The 17,122-nt window shown below is 70.7% G+C and carries 20 protein-coding genes; 13 read left to right on the top strand and 7 right to left on the bottom strand.

Annotation, left to right across the window (positions count from 1 at the left end; translation table 11 throughout):
• Positions 1 to 25 precede the first annotated feature (25 nt).
• Positions 26 to 982 (top strand): CoA ester lyase, encoded by a 957-nt coding sequence (locus tag O3597_RS21825; RefSeq protein WP_281602242.1) that lies wholly within the window; start codon positions 26 to 28, stop codon positions 980 to 982.
• A gap of 55 nt (positions 983 to 1,037) precedes the next feature.
• On the opposite strand, the gene O3597_RS21820 is transcribed toward O3597_RS21825, so the two are convergent.
• On the bottom strand, positions 1,038 to 1,586 hold the full coding sequence (locus O3597_RS21820) for a DUF4190 domain-containing protein (RefSeq protein ID WP_281602241.1): 549 nt from the start codon (positions 1,584 to 1,586) through the stop codon (positions 1,038 to 1,040).
• Positions 1,587 to 1,708: 122 nt separating this feature from the next.
• On the opposite strand from O3597_RS21820, the gene O3597_RS21815 reads away from it, so the two are divergent.
• Complete coding sequence (locus O3597_RS21815) at positions 1,709 to 2,614, top strand: SDR family NAD(P)-dependent oxidoreductase (protein WP_281602240.1); 906 nt, start codon at positions 1,709 to 1,711, stop codon at positions 2,612 to 2,614.
• Positions 2,615 to 2,620: 6 nt separating this feature from the next.
• On the opposite strand, the gene O3597_RS21810 is transcribed toward O3597_RS21815, so the two are convergent.
• Positions 2,621 to 3,097 carry a DUF4190 domain-containing protein gene (locus O3597_RS21810; protein ID WP_164446227.1) on the bottom strand — a complete coding sequence of 159 codons (477 nt, stop codon included), beginning with the start codon at positions 3,095 to 3,097 and terminating at the stop codon, positions 2,621 to 2,623.
• 183 nt (positions 3,098 to 3,280) lie between these two features.
• Here O3597_RS21810 and O3597_RS21805 point away from each other — a divergent pair, with 183 nt between their 5' ends.
• Entirely contained in the window at positions 3,281 to 4,477 is a 1,197-nt protein-coding gene (locus O3597_RS21805) for an acyl-CoA dehydrogenase family protein (RefSeq protein WP_281602239.1), read from the top strand.
• 4 nt (positions 4,478 to 4,481) lie between these two features.
• Here the strand turns inward: O3597_RS21805 and O3597_RS21800 are convergent, their stop codons facing one another.
• Positions 4,482 to 4,889, bottom strand: coding sequence for a CoA-binding protein (locus O3597_RS21800; RefSeq protein ID WP_281602238.1), 408 nt, complete (start codon positions 4,887 to 4,889; stop codon positions 4,482 to 4,484).
• A 42-nt stretch (positions 4,890 to 4,931) separates the two neighbouring features.
• The gene (locus tag O3597_RS21795) at positions 4,932 to 6,992 is read right to left on the bottom strand and encodes an intein-containing Rv2578c family radical SAM protein (protein WP_281602237.1); all 2,061 of its coding nucleotides are present in this window, start codon (positions 6,990 to 6,992) and stop codon (positions 4,932 to 4,934) included.
• Positions 6,993 to 7,083: 91 nt separating this feature from the next.
• On the opposite strand from O3597_RS21795, the gene O3597_RS21790 reads away from it, so the two are divergent.
• Entirely contained in the window at positions 7,084 to 7,482 is a 399-nt protein-coding gene (locus O3597_RS21790) for a DUF393 domain-containing protein (protein ID WP_164446223.1), read from the top strand.
• A 66-nt stretch (positions 7,483 to 7,548) separates the two neighbouring features.
• On the opposite strand, the gene O3597_RS21785 is transcribed toward O3597_RS21790, so the two are convergent.
• The 3 genes from O3597_RS21785 to trxA all read right to left on the bottom strand — a co-directional run bounded on the left by O3597_RS21785 (position 7,549) and on the right by trxA (position 9,435).
• Entirely contained in the window at positions 7,549 to 8,487 is a 939-nt protein-coding gene (locus O3597_RS21785) for an HTTM domain-containing protein (protein WP_281602236.1), read from the bottom strand.
• A complete protein-coding gene (locus O3597_RS21780) occupies positions 8,484 to 8,924 on the bottom strand; it encodes a hypothetical protein (protein ID WP_164446222.1) in 441 nt (146 codons plus the stop codon). Before O3597_RS21780 ends, O3597_RS21785 begins: the two co-directional genes overlap by 4 nt.
• A 148-nt stretch (positions 8,925 to 9,072) precedes the next feature.
• Positions 9,073 to 9,435 (bottom strand): thioredoxin, encoded by a 363-nt coding sequence (trxA, locus tag O3597_RS21775; protein WP_164446221.1) that lies wholly within the window; start codon positions 9,433 to 9,435, stop codon positions 9,073 to 9,075.
• A gap of 589 nt (positions 9,436 to 10,024) precedes the next feature.
• Between trxA and O3597_RS21770 the strand changes: the two genes are divergently transcribed.
• The 9 genes from O3597_RS21770 to O3597_RS21730 all read left to right on the top strand — a co-directional run bounded on the left by O3597_RS21770 (position 10,025) and on the right by O3597_RS21730 (position 17,092).
• Positions 10,025 to 10,540 carry a MaoC family dehydratase gene (locus tag O3597_RS21770; protein ID WP_164446220.1) on the top strand — a complete coding sequence of 172 codons (516 nt, stop codon included), beginning with the start codon at positions 10,025 to 10,027 and terminating at the stop codon, positions 10,538 to 10,540.
• 143 nt (positions 10,541 to 10,683) lie between these two features.
• Positions 10,684 to 11,151, top strand: a complete 468-nt coding sequence (locus O3597_RS21765) for a hypothetical protein (protein ID WP_281602235.1) — start codon at positions 10,684 to 10,686, stop codon at positions 11,149 to 11,151.
• A gap of 244 nt (positions 11,152 to 11,395) precedes the next feature.
• Complete coding sequence (locus tag O3597_RS21760; RefSeq protein WP_281602234.1) at positions 11,396 to 12,019, top strand: RNA methyltransferase; 624 nt, start codon at positions 11,396 to 11,398, stop codon at positions 12,017 to 12,019.
• Positions 12,020 to 12,186: 167 nt separating this feature from the next.
• Positions 12,187 to 12,885 carry a DUF6758 family protein gene (locus tag O3597_RS21755; protein WP_348650302.1) on the top strand — a complete coding sequence of 233 codons (699 nt, stop codon included), beginning with the start codon at positions 12,187 to 12,189 and terminating at the stop codon, positions 12,883 to 12,885.
• A 116-nt stretch (positions 12,886 to 13,001) separates the two neighbouring features.
• Positions 13,002 to 13,160: a hypothetical protein gene (locus O3597_RS21750; RefSeq protein WP_007455302.1), complete on the top strand. Its 159-nt coding sequence runs from the start codon at positions 13,002 to 13,004 to the stop codon at positions 13,158 to 13,160.
• Between the two features lie 6 nt (positions 13,161 to 13,166).
• Positions 13,167 to 14,042 (top strand): PH domain-containing protein, encoded by an 876-nt coding sequence (locus tag O3597_RS21745; protein ID WP_164446217.1) that lies wholly within the window; start codon positions 13,167 to 13,169, stop codon positions 14,040 to 14,042.
• Between the two features lie 102 nt (positions 14,043 to 14,144).
• Positions 14,145 to 14,948: a SigE family RNA polymerase sigma factor gene (locus O3597_RS21740; protein WP_281602232.1), complete on the top strand. Its 804-nt coding sequence runs from the start codon at positions 14,145 to 14,147 to the stop codon at positions 14,946 to 14,948.
• Between the two features lie 56 nt (positions 14,949 to 15,004).
• Positions 15,005 to 16,207 carry a hypothetical protein gene (locus tag O3597_RS21735; protein ID WP_164446216.1) on the top strand — a complete coding sequence of 401 codons (1,203 nt, stop codon included), beginning with the start codon at positions 15,005 to 15,007 and terminating at the stop codon, positions 16,205 to 16,207.
• 24 nt (positions 16,208 to 16,231) lie between these two features.
• Positions 16,232 to 17,092: a PHP domain-containing protein gene (locus tag O3597_RS21730; protein WP_164446215.1), complete on the top strand. Its 861-nt coding sequence runs from the start codon at positions 16,232 to 16,234 to the stop codon at positions 17,090 to 17,092.
• The last annotated feature ends 30 nt before the right edge of the window (positions 17,093 to 17,122 follow it).

Genomic DNA, 17,122 nt, shown 5'->3' with positions numbered 1-17,122 from the left:
CCGTGCCTTGGAAGGAGCGCCGTCGATGGCGGTTGTCGGGCGTCCCCGCCGGTCCTGTCTGGCCGTGCCCGGATCGAGCGTCAAGATGCTCGGCAAGGCCCAGGGCCTGCCCGCCGACCAGGTCTTCCTCGACCTGGAGGACGCGGTCGCCCCACTGGCCAAGCCGGACGCCCGCAAGAACATCGTGGCCGCGCTGAACGAGGGTGACTGGGCCGGCAAGACCCGGGTCGTCCGGGTCAACGACCTCACCACCCCGTGGACCTACCGGGACGTCATCGACGTGGTGGAGGGCGCGGGGGCCAACCTCGACTGCGTGATGCTGCCGAAGGTGCAGGACGCGGCGCAGGTGCAGTGGCTGGACCTGACCCTCACCCAACTGGAGAAGACCCTCGGCCTGGAGGTGGGCCGGATCGGCATCGAGGCGCAGATCGAGAACGCCGCCGGGCTGGTCAACGTCGACGCCATCGCCGCCGCGTCGCCCCGCGTCGAGACGATCATCTTCGGTCCGGCCGACTTCATGGCCTCGATCAACATGAGGTCGCTGGTGGTCGGCGCCCTCATCCCCGACTACCCGGGCGACCCGTACCACTACATCCTGATGCGCATCCTGATGGCCGCCCGGATGCACGACAAGCAGGCCATCGACGGCCCGTTCCTGCAGATCCGGGACACCGACGGGTTCCGCGAGGTGGCGAAGCGGTCGGCGGCGCTCGGCTTCGACGGCAAGTGGGTGCTGCATCCCGGGCAGATTGATGCCGCGAACGAGGTCTACTCCCCGGCTCAGGCCGACTACGACCACGCCGAACTGATCCTCGACGCGTACCAGCACTACACCTCGGAGGCCGGTGGCCGGCTGGGTGCGGTGATGCTCGGCGACGAGATGATCGACGAGGCGTCTCGCAAGATGGCGCTGGTGATCGCCGCCAAGGGCCGGGCCGCCGGCCTGACCCGCACCTCGACGTTCGACCCGCCGGCCGAGTAGCCGCAGCGATCACCCCGCGCCCGCCCCGACCTCGGCCGGGGCGGGCGTTCGCCGGTCAGGTGGTGGAGGACGAGTTGGCGATCGCGAAGGCGATCGCGATGGCGTAACCGATGATCACCAGGGCGAGCAGGCCGGTGAGGATCCAACCGACGATGATGGCGGCCTTGGCCATCCCTTCGCCGCCCTCGCCGGTCTCCCGGATCTGGCGCATGGCCACGTGCCCCATGATGGCGCCGACCGGGGCGGTGATGCACGAGCCGATCCCGATCAGGGAGAGGACCAGGGCGACGATCGCCATCGAGTTCGTCTTCTGCTGCGGGTAGCCGTACCCGGGCGGGGGGTAGCCGTAGCCGGGCGGGGGCGGCGGCGGGTAACCGGCGGGCTGGGCCGGCGGGTAACCGGCCGGCGGATACGGCGCGGCGGCCGGGTCCGACTTCATCCCGGCGTACGGGTCGACCGGCGGCTGATACGGATCGTATCCGGACGGCTGCGGTGGAACAGCCGGCTGCGAGCTGACCGGCAGCGTCGGGTCGGCGGGCGGGCTGGACGGCTGGCCGGTCGATGCGGGGTCGGGCCAGCCGCCGGCCGGCGGGGGTTGCGTCATCGGGCTTCTCTTCCGTCGCGATGATGTGGCGCAGTCAGGGTAGTCATTGCCGCGCACCTCGCGACGCGCCCGGCATCGGGTGCGCGTTGCCCGACAGTGGCGGGAAAGGGCAGGATCTCGGCATGGGGATTGACGCGCGCGCGGCGGACCGCTCCGGCAACAGACCGAGACGGGACGTCAGCCGGCCGGGCCTGAGCCGGCGGCCACGCCCTGCCACCGCACCGGAGCCCGGCGACCAGGACGCACCGGCGTCACTGCCCGAGCCGGTGACCATGCGGTTGGACGGCAAGGTCGCGCTGGTGACGGGGGCGGGCAGCCCGGACGGCATCGGGTACGCCACCGCTCGCCGACTGTCCGACCTGGGCGCCCGGGTGGCGATCGTGTCGACCACCCGGCGCATCCACGAGCGGGCCGGCGAACTCGGGGTGACCGGTTTCGTCGCCGACCTCACCGACGAGTCGGAGGTGGGCGCGCTGGCCGACGCCGTGGCCGAGCAGCTCGGCGACGTCGAGGTGCTGGTCAACAACGCGGGTCTGGCCAGCCGGGCCAGCCCGGAGGTGCTGCGCCCGGTGGCGCAGCTCAGCTACGACGAGTGGCGGGGCGAGATCGACCGGAACCTGACCACCGCCTTCCTGTGCAGCCGGGCTTTCATCGGCGGCATGGCCGAGCGCGGTTGGGGTCGGATCGTGAATCTGGCCGCCACCGCCGGTCCGGTCAACGCGCTGCCCACCGAGGCGGCGTACGCGGCGGCCAAGGCGGGCGTGGTGGGCCTGACCCGGGCGCTGGCCATGGAGATGATCGCCGACGGGGTGACGGTCAACGCGGTGGCTCCGGGCACCATCTACACCGCCGCCTCGACCATGGCCGAGATCAAGCAGGGTCTGGGTACGCCGGTGGGGCGTCCCGGCACGCCCGACGAGGTGGCTGCGGCGATCACGTTCCTCTGCTCGCCGGCCGCGTCGTACATCACCGGGCAGATGTTGGTGGTCGACGGCGGCAACAGCGTCCGGGAGGCCCAGTTCCGCTGAACGGCCTCAGGTGCTGGTGCCGTCGGAGCCGGCCCAGATCGCCAGGGCCAGCCAGCCGCAGCAGGCCAGCAGGAGCAGGCCGGTGAAGATGTAGCTGAGGATCAGGCCCCAGGTGGCGAGCTGCTCGCCGTCCTCGCCGCTGGTGCGCAGTTGCCGCTTGGCCAGGTGACCGAGGGCGATGCCGACGGGAGCGAAGACGAACGCGAAGACCAGCGAGAGGATGGCCAGCACGTTGGTGCCGCGCCCGCCGCCCTGGCCGGCCGGCGGCCCGTACTGCCCGTAGGGCACCTGTGGGGCGTACGGGGGTTGCTGAGCCCACTGCTGGCCGTGCGGCGGCTGGCCCGGGTGCTCGTACGACGGCTGCCCGTACGCCGGCTGCTCGCCCTGCTGCTGTCCGTACGGCTGGCCGTACTGCGGCTGCTGCCCACCCGGGGGTGGCTCGTAGGGCGACGGTGGCTGGTCCGGCTCCGGTGGTTGGCCCACGCTCTCCTCCTACGGTCCCAACGTCCCTGGTCGCGGGGCCCTCATTGCGGGACGCTACCCGCAGCGGTGAACCTTTTCACAGCGGTTGGGTGGACTGGTCACCTTGGCCCCCCGGGTCGGGCGACCGATACTGATCGAGCGTTTAGTTACCAGTGAGTAGGCGCTGAATCCCCGGAGGCTGAGATGGCTCGACTCGCCCAGACGCCCGGCCTGACCGACGAGCAGCGGGCGATCCTGGAGACCGTCCGGGAATTCGCCGACAAGGAGATCATCCCGCACGCGCAGCGCCTGGAGCACACCGACGAGTACCCGGCCGACATCCTCGACGGGATGAAGGAGATGGGCCTGTTCGGTCTCACCATCGCCGAGGAACACGGCGGTCTCGGCGAGTCCCTGCTGACCTACGCCCTGGTGGTGGAGGAACTCTCCCGGGGCTGGATGTCGATCTCCGGCATCGTGAACACGCACTTCATCGTGGCGTACCTGATCTCCCAGCACGGCTCCGCCGAACAGCGGGCCCGGCTGCTGCCGAGGATGGCCACCGGCGAGGTGCGCGGTGCCTTCTCGATGTCGGAACCGGAGTGCGGCTCCGACGTCTCGGCGATCAGATCCAAGGCCGTCCGCGACGGCGACCGGTTCGTCATCGACGGCCAGAAGATGTGGCTCACCAACGGCGCGTACTCGTCGGTGGTGGCCACCCTGGTCCGGACCGAGACCGGCGCCGACTCGGTCTACGGCAACATGAGCACCTTCCTGCTGGAGAAGGAACCCGGCTTCGGCGAGACCGCCCCGGGCCTGACCATCCCCGGCAAGATCGACAAGATGGGCTACAAGGGCGTCGAGACCACCGAGATGGTGCTCGACGGCGTCACCGTCCCCGACAGCGCCGTCCTCGGCGGAGCCGACCAGGTGGGTCGGGGTTTCTACCAGATGATGGACGGCATCGAGGTCGGTCGGGTCAACGTCGCCGCCCGCGCCTGCGGCATCTCCATCCGGGCCTTCGAACTGGCCGTCGGGTACGCCCAACAGCGCCGGACCTTCGGCCAGCCGCTGGCGAAGCACCAGACCATCGCCTTCAAGCTGGCCGAGATGGGTACGAAGATCGAGGCGGCGCACGCCCTGATGGTCAACGCGGCCCGGCTCAAGGACGCCGGCCAGCGCAACGACGTCGAGGCGGGGATGGCCAAGCTGCTCGCCTCGGAGTACTGCGCCGAGGTCGTCCAGGAGGCGTTCCGCATCCACGGCGGCTACGGCTACTCCAAGGAGTACGAGATCGAGCGGCTGATGCGGGAGGCCCCGTTCCTGCTGATCGGCGAGGGCACCTCGGAGATCCAGAAGACCATCATCTCCCGCGGCCTGCTCCGCGACTACAAGCTCTGAGTCGTCAGCTCCGGCGGGTCAGCCCGGCGGCGGCCCGCTCCACGATCAGGCAGCGGTCCTCCACGTAGTCGATGCCGGCCTCCTCGGCGATCCGCCGGGCCTGCGGCGAGACGATGCCGAGCTGCAACCACACCGCCGGAGCGCCGATCGCCACCGCCTGCCGCACCACATCGACGGCGTCGTCGGCCGGCCGGAAGACGTCGACCAGGTCGACCGGGTGCGGGATGTCGGCCAGGGACCGGTACACCGGCTCGCCGAAGAGTTCGTCGGCGGTCGGGTTGACCGGGATGATGCGCCAGCCGTGCCGCTGCATCTCCAGCGGCACGCGGTGGGCGGCCTTGAACGGATCGCGGGACGCGCCCACGACGGCGATCACGCCGGCGTCGGCGAGGATCTGCTTGGCGGAACGCATCCGACGACTGTAGCCGCGCCGCCGTCAGCCCGCCCGGTCCGTTCAGAGCAGGCTCAGCTGCTCCGGCGCTGGTGCTGGTTGCGGCGCAGCACGGTGCTCGCCGGCTCCGGACCGGATCAGCCCGTGCCGGCGGGCGGCGATGCGGACCCGTGCGGTCAATTCCCGCTGGTAGGACTGCGGCGCGTACGCGCCCGCGCCGAACAGCTCCCGGTAGCGCGGCACCAACCGGGGATGTTCCCGCCCGAGCCACTGCGCGTACCACTCGCGGGCGCCGGGGCGCAGGTGCAGCGGTAGCGGCGTCACGCTGGCGGCACCGGCGTTGGCGATCGCCGCCACGGTGGCCTCGATCGACTCGTCCGAGTCGGAGAGGCCGGGCAGGATCGGCGCCATCAGCACACCCACCTCGAAGCCGGCGTCGGCGAACCGGCGTACCGCGTCGAGCCGGCGGCGCGGGCTCGGCGTGCCGGGCTCGACCGAGCGCCACAGCCGCTCGTCGAGGAAGCCGACCGAGAAGGCGACGGACACCCGGGTGCCCTCGGCCGCCTGTCGCAGCAGCGGCAGGTCACGCTGGATCAGCGTGCCCTTGGTCAGGATCGAGAACGGGTTGGCGAAGTCGCGCAGCGCCTCGATGATCGGCGGCATGAGCCGGTAACGCCCCTCGGCCCGCTGGTAGCAGTCGACGTTCGTGCCCATCGCCACGTGCGCCCCGCGCCAGCGCGGCGCGGCCAGCTCACGACGCAGCAGCTCACCCGCGTTGACCTTGACGACCACCTGGCTGTCGAAGTCCGCCCCCGCGTCGAAGTCAAGGTAGGTGTGGGTATTTCGGGCAAAGCAGTTGTGGCTCACCACCCCGTCGGCGACGAAGTCACCGGTGCCCGTGGTGATGTCCCACAGGGGAAGCTCCAATCCGAGACATTCGATCGCGGTGACCCGGAGCCTGGCCTGGCATTTCACCGCAGCCCCCTCGATCGACCGTTTGCGGCTGATGGCAGGGCCAGTCAGGTGGAAAAACCGCAGACGTGCAGCGAGGCCACCCGTCAGCCGCACGGTGCGGACCCGGTTGGCCAGCCCACGGTCCTCAAGGACGGCGGACAGGCCGAAGTGACGTAACGCGTCCGCTGTCCGGGTCAGCATGGCGTCGTCAGTATTCGAGATCCGCAGGATCCCCCGGCTGCAACTCCCTTCGGCGTCGAAGATGCCGGCGAGGAAACCTCGGTACCAGTCATCGTCGGGTTGCGCGGGCCACGTGATGAGTCTTCGAATGGTGTCGACATCCGCTGCCTTGGAGGAGCGGATCGCTTCCATCGCTCTGCGGTGTGAACTCGCAGGTGTGAAGGAGAACCGTGTCGTCTCTACTCCGAACGCCCACAGATACTGCTGGGTGCGGTGCAACGCCTCCTCGTCGGCCAGTGCGAGCCGGAACCTGTGCACGACACCGTACGGGTAGACGTAGGTGCCGAGGTTGCCGTCCCCGCGAATCATGCCGCTGAGATAGCCCTTTCGGTAGGCGTCGTTCTCCTTCGGTCCCGCTGCGAATCGCCCGGTGCCGATCAGGCGGTTGTTCGTGGTCAGGTAGGGCCGCTGGCCGTCGCCTTGCATGGTGCCCGTGACGTGCTTCCAACCCCGTTCGGTCAGGAAGCGGTGGTCGCCGCTCGCGACAAGTGTCGTGCCGTCCTCGAGCGTGAGCCGGTAGGCGAGCTTCGTCGTCGACCACTTGGCCAGGACGGTGGTCACCACGTACCGACGGTAGGCACCTCGCCGTTCGGTTCCATAGATGCGGTCGCCCACCTCCAGATCGCGTATCGGCCTGATGCCTCCGTCGGCCATCAGGATTGGAGTGTCCCCTGACAGGCAGTAAAAACATGCATGACTGCATCCCCGGTACGGGTTGACGGTCCACTCGAACGGGACGCGGGAGGTGCCCGGGACCTTGTTGAGGATCGACTTGGCGCGCACCTCGTAGAAGGTCATGCCGGCGAATTCGGGGGTGTCGAAGGTGCGGACGACCGCATCGGGCAGCGCCAGCGGCAGGGGTGGCGTCGCTGGCGCTGCCCGTCCGGGATCTCCCTCGACCGGGGGAGCGGTCAGGTTCTCCCAGCGCATGGCCAGTATTCGAACACATGTCCTAGTGGCGTGCAAGTGACTCGCCGGACACCCGCGTGTGGGTCGGTCGGTGTGGGGGGAGGATGAAGGCATGTCGACCTTCGTCTACGACGGGGACTGCGCCTTCTGCACCCGCTGCGCGGAGTTCATCGAGCGCCGCATCCCGACCGGTGCCCGTGTCGTGCCCTGGCAGTTCGCCGACCTCGACCGGCTCGGCCTGACCGAGGCGGAGTGCGAGGAGGCGGTGCAGTGGGTCGGCGCCGACGGCAGCCGGGCCGCGGGCCCGGACGCCATCGCCGCGCTGCTCGCCAGCAGCGGACGTGGGTGGCGGATCGCCGGAGCCGGGCTGCGGATCCCACCGGTACGCGCCGTCGCCTGGCCCGTGTACCGCTGGGTGGCCCGTAACCGGCACCGGATGCCCGGCGGTACGGCCGCCTGCTCGTTGCCCCAGGAGACCCGGGACCGCCTCTACGGCCCCTCCAGCGGCTGACACCTCGCCAGGACGGACCGCCCGCTGTCGGCCCGGTTCTCGTGCCGAGCACGGATCGGGGACCGGTCAGGGCGCTGTCGGGTCCGGCACCGGCTCGCGGCCACCACGTCGTGTCTTCGCAGGAGCGGCGGTGGCGGCCGACAGTGGATCCGCGTCGAGTCCTCGCTGATCGGGCCTGGACCCGCGGGCCAGGAGCCGTCGCATCGCGACGACCGGGCGGACCTTCTCCAGCGGCAGGAAGCTGGTCATGGCGACCAGGTGCGGCGCGAAGGAGATGGTGATCGTCGCGATCGTCACCAGGTGGAACGAGTAGAAGAAGCCGACCATGGCCAGCCGCCAGCGCTCGGGCAGCACGAAGACCAGCGGGCTGAGCAGTTCGAAGGCGAGGATGCCGAACTGGGCGACGAGCAGCAGGTGGGGCACCTGCGCGATCAGGTCCGCCAGGTCGGTGCCACGTCGGATGATCGCCTTCGCGAGCACCGAGCCGGTGGCCCAGTCCAGGCCGCCGAAACGGAACTTGGCCCAGGCGGCCAGGAAGTAGGTGCAGATCACCGAGATCTGGGTGACCCGCAGCGCCCAACCGCCGGCCTCCGTCCTGGTCGGGTCGCCGTGCCGGGCGCGGCCGGCGGTGGGCAGCACGGCCAGTGCGACGAGCAGAGCGAACCGGTCGTGGTCCACCTTGCCGTAGCTCATCGCGATGATCATCCACTCCAGGTAGAGCGCGAAGACCGTCCAGCCGAGCAGCCGGTGAGCGCGTCCGGTCGCGGCGAGCAGGGCCAGCAGCAGCAGGGCCCAGAAGATCACGCTCACCAGCGTCGCGGTGGGAGTGGGTAGCGGCAGTACGCGCCCGACGAACAGCGGTTGGTAGAGGTTGCCGGGTACGTCGACGCGGTCGCGTACCCAGGGGGTGAAGACGACCAGGTCGGCGGCGACGAACAGGTAGACAAGCGTACGGAACGCGGCGACGCGACCGCGCGGCACCGCCTCGGTGAGCCAGCGGCTCATGGGGTGACCTGCCAGCGGACGACGGTCTCGTCGAGCCACCGGCCGGTGGGTCGGCGGTCGGTGACGTCGTGCCACCGGATCACGATCCGGACCTCGGCCAGTTCCGGTGCGTCGGGGTGGCGTCGGCCGTACGCCTCGGCGACCTCGCGCAACCGGCTGGGGTCGGCGACGTACCGACTCTGCTGGCCCTCGATCTCGGCCCGGCGGATGCCGGTCGCCGCCTCGCCCAGGTCGACGAGATCGCCGTTGCGGTCGACCCCTTCCACCCGGGTGTCCGGTGCGTCCGCGTCGGCCGGATCGGAGGTGGAGTACATCCGGAAGGGGCCGAACGGGAAGTGGTCGTCGGCGCCCCAGGCCGTGCCGGCGAGCAGGACGGCGAGCCCGAGTGCCGTCACCGCCACCCGGACCGTACGGCCGCGGCTCGTCAACGCATCCATCGGATGCCGAAGATACGGCACCGGCGTGCGTTGCAGTGGCCTGATCGGCGGGCCGTGTCCCAGCTGTGACGGGCCCGGTGAGCGGATGGGTGCGCAGACGCCGCTGGCCGGGCCCGATCGGGGGCCCGGCCAGCGTGCCGAGATGAGATCAGTGCTTGTGCTCGGCGAGCTTCTTGCGCACGTCGTCCATGTCGAGCGCCTGAACCTGCTCGATGAGGTTCTCCAGAGCCGACTCCGGAAGCGCGCCCGGCTGGGCGAAGACGATCACGCCGTCGCGGATCGCCATGATGGTCGGGATGGACCGGATGTCGAACTTGGCGGCGATTTCCTGCTGCGCCTCCGTGTCCACCTTGCCGAAGGTGATGTCCGCGTGCTTGTCCGACGATCGCTCGTAGACCGGAGCGAACCGCTTGCAGGGACCGCACCAGTCGGCCCAGAAGTCGACCAGCACGATGCCGTCGCCTTCGGTCACCTGGTCGAAGTTAGCCGTGGTCAGCTCGACGGTTGCCATGTGAGTCTCTCCGATCACGCGGAACAGCTACGTCTGGTGGAACCCGGGCGTACCCCTTCGCATTCCCGTCGTGGTGCCACCGTAACCCTGGTCGCAGTACGGATGGGGCCTTTGTCCGCATCGATCGCCGTCGGTCTTCGGCGGCGTCCGCAGATCGCACATGCATGTCGCATTTGCGTGACCGCCCGTAATGGGAGCGTTTCCACTGAGATCAACGCTCTGACCGGGTACGAAGCGGTAACTTCGGCGCTGACTAGCAGTGATTCGACCTGCGGAGATCGCTTTTTGACCGATGATCTGTCACTCAGAGTAATGTAACAAAAAGATAAATGTGACCTCGGTCTCTGTGCGACCGGACTGGCGTACGGCAGAATCTTGAAGCATCAGAGCGTGGGCGGCGGGTGCCGGGGAGGGCCCCGCCGCTCATTGCGTCCGGCCTCGGTCCAGCCGCGCCGGACCCCAGCCGCTCCGGTGCTGATCGGTCTCGGCTGGTGTGACATTCCGCCGCCCGTCGCGCCCCCCGCTTCTCCTTAACCCTCGATAAGGCATGCTGTGCCGAACTTCGCCGCCTCCGTCGAGGGAGACCAGGATGCAGTTCGGCCGCTACTACGAGGAGTTCGAGGTCGGCGCGGTCTACCGGCACTGGCCGGGCAAGACGGTCACCGAGTACGACGACCACCTGTTCTGCCTGCTCACCATGAACCATCATCCGCTGCATCTGGACGCGCACTACGCCGAGACCGCGAGTCAGTTCAGGCGCAACGTCGTGGTCGGCAACTACATCTACTCGCTCCTGCTCGGCATGTCGGTGCCCGACGTCAGTGGCAAGGCCATCGCGAACCTGGAGATCGAGTCGCTGCGGCACGTCGCACCCACCTTCCACGGCGACACGATCTATGGCGAGACCACCGTGCTGGACAAGCGGGAGTCCGCCTCCAAGCCGGATCGTGGCGTGGTGGCGGTGGAGACTCGCGGGTACAACCAGGACGGCACGCTGGTCTGCGTCTTCCGGCGCAAGGTGATGGTCCCCAAACGGGAGTACGCGGCGGCAGCCGTGCCCGACGGCGTCGACCCCGAGCGGCCCAGCTTTCCCGAACCACGCTGACCTAGTGGTGACGTCCCGAGCCCGGACCCGTCGCGGCCGGTCGACCGCAGCCGATGGGGAGGCGGTGGCACGCCACGGCGGGTTCCCGCCGTAGGGGTTCGGTCCCCGTCCCGGGCGAATATGCTGGCGCCGGAGGTCCCGCCATGAGCGAGCGAATCACCACCGCCACCGCCTATTCCGCCACCGAGTGGGACCTGCTGACCGGTCTGCCCGGCCGGGTGATCGTGGCCGCCGCCCAACCCGGCCCGGGGCGTCCGCCCCGGAGCGTGGCGGCGGGCCTGGCCGGACTGGACGCGGTGGCGGCCGGACGAGCCTTCGACAGCGATCTGGTCCGGGCGGTGGTGGCCGCGATCTACGCCCGGCATGACGGGCCGTCCCGGCCGGCGGCACCGCTCACCGAGCTGGTGGACGTACTCGCCGCCTGCCGGGCCGTCGTGCGGGTACTGGCTCGGCATGCCGATCCCGCCGACTCGGCCGCCTACCGACAGTGGGTGCAGTCGGTGGCCGCCCGCGTCTGTCGTACCGCGTCCTCGGCGGTGCCCGGCGGCGTGCTGGCGCCCGCCGACCGTCGATTCCTCGACCGGCTCGGCGCCGCCCTCGCCCTGCGGTGACCGCCGCCCTCGCCGTGCGGTGACCGCCGCCCTCGCCGTGCGGTGACCGCCGCCCTCGCCCGTGCGGTGACCGGCGGCCTCGCCGGGCCCCGGCCGGCGGGCCCATGCCCGCGCTGAGCGGTGCGGTGATCGGGGCGCTCGACGGTGACGGCGGTCGGCCGCCGGCGTGCGGGCGGTCCGCGTGGCTCCCGGTGCTCCGGGCGGTGGGTGGTGCTCCGGGCGGCGGGGCGTAACCTGCGTGACCGTGACCGGTGAGCAGCTCGACGTCGGCGTTGGCCCCTGGCCCGGCGACCCGCCGGAGGATCCCCGCTACGACCCGGAACTGCTCGCCGCGGGGGATCGGCGCAACGTGGTCGACCGCTACCGCTACTGGCGACGCGAGGCCGTCGTCGCCGATCTGGACCGGCGGCGGCACGACTTCCACGTGGCGATCGAGAACTGGCAGCACGATCTCAACATCGGCACGGTGGTCCGCAACGCCAACGCGTTCCTCGCGGCCGAGGTGCACATCGTGGGCCGGCGGCGCTGGAACCGCCGCGGCGCGATGGTCACCGACCGCTACCAGCACGTACGCCACCACGAGACGATCGATCAGTTGATCGTCTGGGCGGCGGAGCACGACCTGCCGTTGGTCGGCATCGACAACCTGCCCGGCTGCCGGCCACTGGAGACCAGCACGCTGCCCCGGCGGTGCGTCCTGTTGTTCGGTCAGGAGGGTCCGGGGCTCTCCGAGGCCGCCCGTTCCGCGTGCGACCAGGTCTTCTCGATCGCCCAGTACGGCTCGACGCGCTCGATCAACGCCGGGGTGGCGAGCGGCATCGCCATGCACGCCTGGATCCGCGCCCACGCCGGCCCACCCCCGACCTGACCCCACCCTCCGCTGCTGTTGACCATGAAGTTGTTGTCGCGACACGCCGAGGAGCGAGATGACAACTTCATGATCGTGCGGGTGGGGGACGCGGGTGGGGACGGGTGGTGGGGTGGGGGAATCGGGGGAGTGGGGTTGACGGGGGGCGGTTGGGGGGTGACGGTGGAGTGGTGACGGTTGCGGTGAGTTGTCCCAGATGTGGGGGGTCGGTCCGGCCACCGGATCTGATGCATCCGGAATCCCGCTGCCCCGACTGCGGGCCGGTCGCGCCCCTGCACGTGCCCGAGCACATCGGCGCGGAGATCGTGGCCAGCGTGGTCGACCACATCCGGGCCGCCGCCCAGCCGCAGCAGCCGGCGGTTCCGCTGTGGTGTCCGTGGCCGCTGCCGCCGGGCTGGACCACGACCGGCGTGGCGTGGGCCGGCGACGATCGGCTCGGAGTGCGGGCCACGGTGGTCGCCTGCGCCGGGCCGGCACCGTTGGGTGGTGGCCCGGCGGATCTGGTCTTCGTAGCCGAGGAGCCCGGCGTGGGGCTGGGTACGCGATACGCCGGAGTGCCCGGGCCGGACGCCGGACCGGAACTGGTCGAGGCGCTGACCGACCCCGGCCCGGGGCATCCCGGCCATGTCGGACGCGCCGGGATCAGGGTGGCCGGTCACCCGACTCCACTGTGGCTGGTGAACTCGCTACCAGATCGAAGCGCGTACGCCGGCGAGGCTCGGGGAATGTGGCTCTATGCGATAGCCTGGCCGGCGAGTGCGGGGCATCTGCTCGCCGAGGACGTGCTGCTGCACGACCTGGTCGAGTGGACGCCGTCCGAGCTCGTGTACGGCGCTCCATCTCCGTACCTGCACGGGAAGGCTTGACAAGTCTCCCGGAATGTCGGAGAACGGACGCAGATATTCACGGTAAGACACCACGCTGATACTCTGGGTGCCGCTGCGGTAATGGGACCCGGCGCCGCGCGAGAGGATGGCCCGCCATGGTCAAGAAGGTCCTCACCTGGGCCGGAATCGCATTCTTGATCTTCTTTGTCGCCTACCGGCCAAATTCCGCCGCGGACGTGTTCAAGTCGCTGGGCGGCGGCATCATGGACATCGCCCAGGGCTTCGGCGACTTCTTCACCTCACTGGTCGCCTAGCCTCCGATGGGAAGCCCCTCCGGCCCACCCTTCGATCCCGACGATCCCGACCGGGCCCGCCGGGAACGCGACACAGAGCCGATTCCTCGAATCGATCCCGACGACGGGCCGGGCTACGGTGCCGGCCCTCGCCCCTCCGACGGTCCGTCCTTCTCCGACGACGTCGGTTACGGCGACGGCCCGGGGTACGCCGGCGAAGGCCGGTCCGGGCGGGCCTGGGTGCGCGATCCGGAGGCCGGTTACCTCCCCCCGGAGATCTCCGAGGAGGAGTTGGCCGGCCTGCGCGCCGATGCCAGCGGCGCCACCCCACGTCGGGTGCTGCCGCTGGAGGACGAGCCCAGCTCGTTGGTGGCCCGGTACCTGTTCCCGACCGAGCGGTACCGGGGCGAGTGGAAGCGGCACTGGGTTCACCTCGCCACCCCGATCATCGTCGGTGTCGCAGCGACCTTCGTGCTCGGCTACCTTTCCGGCTTCCTCGCCGGTCAGGACGTCGGCGCGCTCACCACGATCGCGGTGCTGCTCTGGTTCGCGGTGATGGGCTGGGTGGCGTGGCGGGTCGCCGACTGGTGGTACGACCGCTTCATCCTGACCAACAAGCGGGTCATGGTGGTCAACGGCATCATCACCCGGCACGTGGCGATGATGCCGTTGACCCGGGTGACCGACATGAAGTACGAACAGTCGCCGGCGGGCCGGGCGCTCAACTACGGCACCTTCGTGCTGGAGTCCGCCGGTCAGGAGCAGGCGCTGCGTGAAGTCAAGAACCTGCCCAACCCCAACGAGCTCTATCTGCGCGTCGTCGAGGAGATGTACGAGCCGCAGGCGGTCGAGGCCCGGTTGGGCAAGGAGCAGGACGAGGCCAAGGCCGACGACGGAGCCTGAAACTTTCTCGACCGAACATCGGAGATATTGCGGCACCTTCCGTCCTCGACCCGCTGGTCCCGCTGTGGCAGGCTGCGGCAGGATCAGGCACGGAGGTGGTGTGTGGCCAGCAGCAACGCGCTGGAGGAGGAGTTCCGCGACTTCGTCGCGGCCCGCTCCGGTGCCCTGCTGCGGACCGCGTACCTGCTCACCGGCGACTGGGGCACGGCCGAGGATCTTGTCCAGACCGCGCTGACCAAGACGTACCTGGCGTGGAAGCGGCTGGGTGGGATCGAGGCGATCGAGCCCTACACCCGACGAGTCATGGTGAACACCTCGACGAGTTGGTGGCGGCGTCGCTGGCACGGCGAGCGTCCGACCGAGGTGCTGCCCGAGCAGGCCGCCACGGACGAACTCGAACGCCAGTTGGACCGGGACGTGCTCTGGCGGCATCTGAGGGCCCTGCCCGCCCGGCAGCGCGCGGTGCTGGTGCTGCGCTTCTACGAGGACATGTCGGAGGCACAGACCGCCGCCATGCTCGACATCTCGCCGGGCACCGTGAAGAGTCAGACCTCCCGGGCACTGGCCACGTTGCGTCGACGCATCGGCGCGGAGGAACCCTTCGGCCTGCGTGCCGGCAGGTCGGAGTCAACCGAGCAGTCGACCGACCGGACCGGGCCCGGAAGTCCGCAACCGGAGGACGCCGGGCGTCCGGTGCGGGCCGCCCGGCGCCGGCCCGCTGGCACAGCCACCGGCGGGGTTGTCCCGGCCCTTGGCGCCGGTGTCGGCGGTGCGACGGCCTCGCCTGACCGGATCTCCTCGCGCGGCACGCCCGCCTCGGCCGGGGCCGACGGGCGTGACAACCCCGCATCGGCACCCGGACCGGCGGCAGCGCAGCCCGGCGCGCTGGTCGGAGAGCGGCGGTGAAGCGGAAACCGGCAGCTCATGACAACCAGAGCCGGTTCCCGGATCGTCAATTGGACGTGCCGTCCGACGAGCTTGAAGGCGCCCTCCGGGAGATGCTGTCCCGGCGGGCGGCCGTGACGCGCGCGGTCGCCGTCGACCCGGCCGGCGTGGCGATCCGCCGGGCCGACCGGATCCAACGTCGCCGCACCCTGGCCGGGATGGGCCTGGCCGTGCTGGTGGTCGTGACGGTCAGCGTGGGCAGCCTGCACGTGCGCGACAACCGGCCGCCGGCGGGCGGGACGGTGGTGATCGGTGACCCCGACCAGCGGCCGCTCGTCGAGCGCGTCACCGCGCCACCCGGGCCGGACACCGCGGCCCCGATCGCCGAGGTCGACCTGTTGATCGACGACTCGATCGCCACCGCGCAGGGTCGACGGGTGCCGCTGCTCGGCATCGGCGAGGTGGAACGGGTGCACCGGCTCACCGACGGGCGTGGCTGGTTGGCCGTCGGGGCACCGACCCTGGCCGGACGGTTCCTGTGGGCGGTGGCCGCGGACGGCACGGCGCAGGTGCTGCTGGCCGGTGCCGACGAGATCGTTCTGGATGCGGAGGGCCGGCAGGTCGCCTGGAAGCAGGGCACGGTGCTGGCCGTCGCCGGGATCGTCGACGGCGAACTCGCCGACACCGTACGAGCCGAGGCACCGGCCGAGGCGGTGCCGCTGCGGTTCGTCAACGGGGCGGTGCTGGTCAGGTTGGCGCCCGACCGTCCCGGGCACGTGCTGTGGCCCCTGCGACCCGGTTCGCTGGACCTGGGCGGTGACCGAGCCAGCACTCACATCTTCGGCGCGCTGCCCGATGGACGCCTGGTTGGTGGGACCACCCCGGGCGTCGGGCTGCCCACCTGCCTGACCCTGCTCGACCCGGCCCGGGATCTGGCACCCAGCCGGCCTGACTGTGGGCCGGAGACGGCCGGCGACGGCCTGGGTGCGGTGTCGCCGGACGGGCGCTGGCTGCTGGTCAACGGGCGGTCGGCGGGGGTCGACTCGGCGCTGCTGGTGGACCTGGTCACGTTCGACAAGCCCACCGCGGTACGGCCGGCGGGACCGCCGATGACCGGCACCGTGGTCTGGCGCACCGAGGACACGGCCTACTACGCCGACGCCGCCGGTGGCCTGGTGCGGGTGGCCGTCGACCGGGTCGTCGCGGGCCGTCCCGCCGCGCCGACCGCCCTGCCCGGCGTGCCTGCCGGTGAGCTACCGGTGGTGGTGAGCGGTGGCTGACCGGGCGACCGGTGACTGCGGGCGATGACCTCCCGGATCGATCTGCACACACACTCCACGGCCAGTGACGGCACTCTCCGCCCGGCCGAGCTGATGCGCGCTGCCGCGACGGCGGGACTGGACGTGGTGGCGATCACGGACCACGACACCACCGACGGCTGGGAGCCGGCACTGCGTGCCCTGCCGACCGGGCTGCGGCTGGTCCGTGGCGCGGAGCTTTCCTGCCGGTGGGACGGTGAACAGCCGCCGGTGCCGCTGCACCTGCTGGCGTACCTCTTCGACCCGGCGCATCCGGAACTGGTGGCCGAGCTGACCAGGGTGCGGGCGGCGCGGTTGGCCCGGGGCGAACGCACGGTGGACCTGCTGCGTGCCGACGGCATCGACGTGCACTGGCCGGAGATCCTGGCGCTGGCCGGTGGCGGGACGGTGGGCCGGCCGCACATCGCTCAGGCGCTCATCCGGGCCGGGCTCGTTGCCACCACCACCGAGGCGTTCGGGCCGGACTGGCTTGGTCAGCGGTACCGGCTGCCGAAGGAGGACACCGACGTGTTCCGGGCCGTCCGGCTGATCCGGGCGGCCGGCGGCGTGCCGGTGTTCGCCCATCCCCGGGCCAGCCGGCGTGGCCGGATCGTGCCGGACGAGCTGATCGCCGACCTGGCCGCGGCGGGACTGGTCGGGCTGGAGGCCGACCACGAGGACCATTCACCCGGCGAGCGGGACCACGTACGCGGTCTCGCGGCCGAGCTGGGTCTACTGGTGACCGGCTCCTCGGACTTTCACGGCAGTCACAAGACGGTACGGCTGGGTGCCTTCACCACCGGTGTCGACGCGTACGAACGGATCGTGGCGGCATCCTCCGGGGTGACCGAGGTCGCTTCGGGCTGACCTGGGTTTCGACGCCGACCGGCACGGCTA

Source organism: Verrucosispora sp. WMMA2044 (assembly GCF_027497155.1).
GTDB classification, from domain to species: domain Bacteria; phylum Actinomycetota; class Actinomycetes; order Mycobacteriales; family Micromonosporaceae; genus Micromonospora; species Micromonospora palythoicola.
This window is presented reverse-complemented; position numbering and strand designations above follow the sequence as displayed.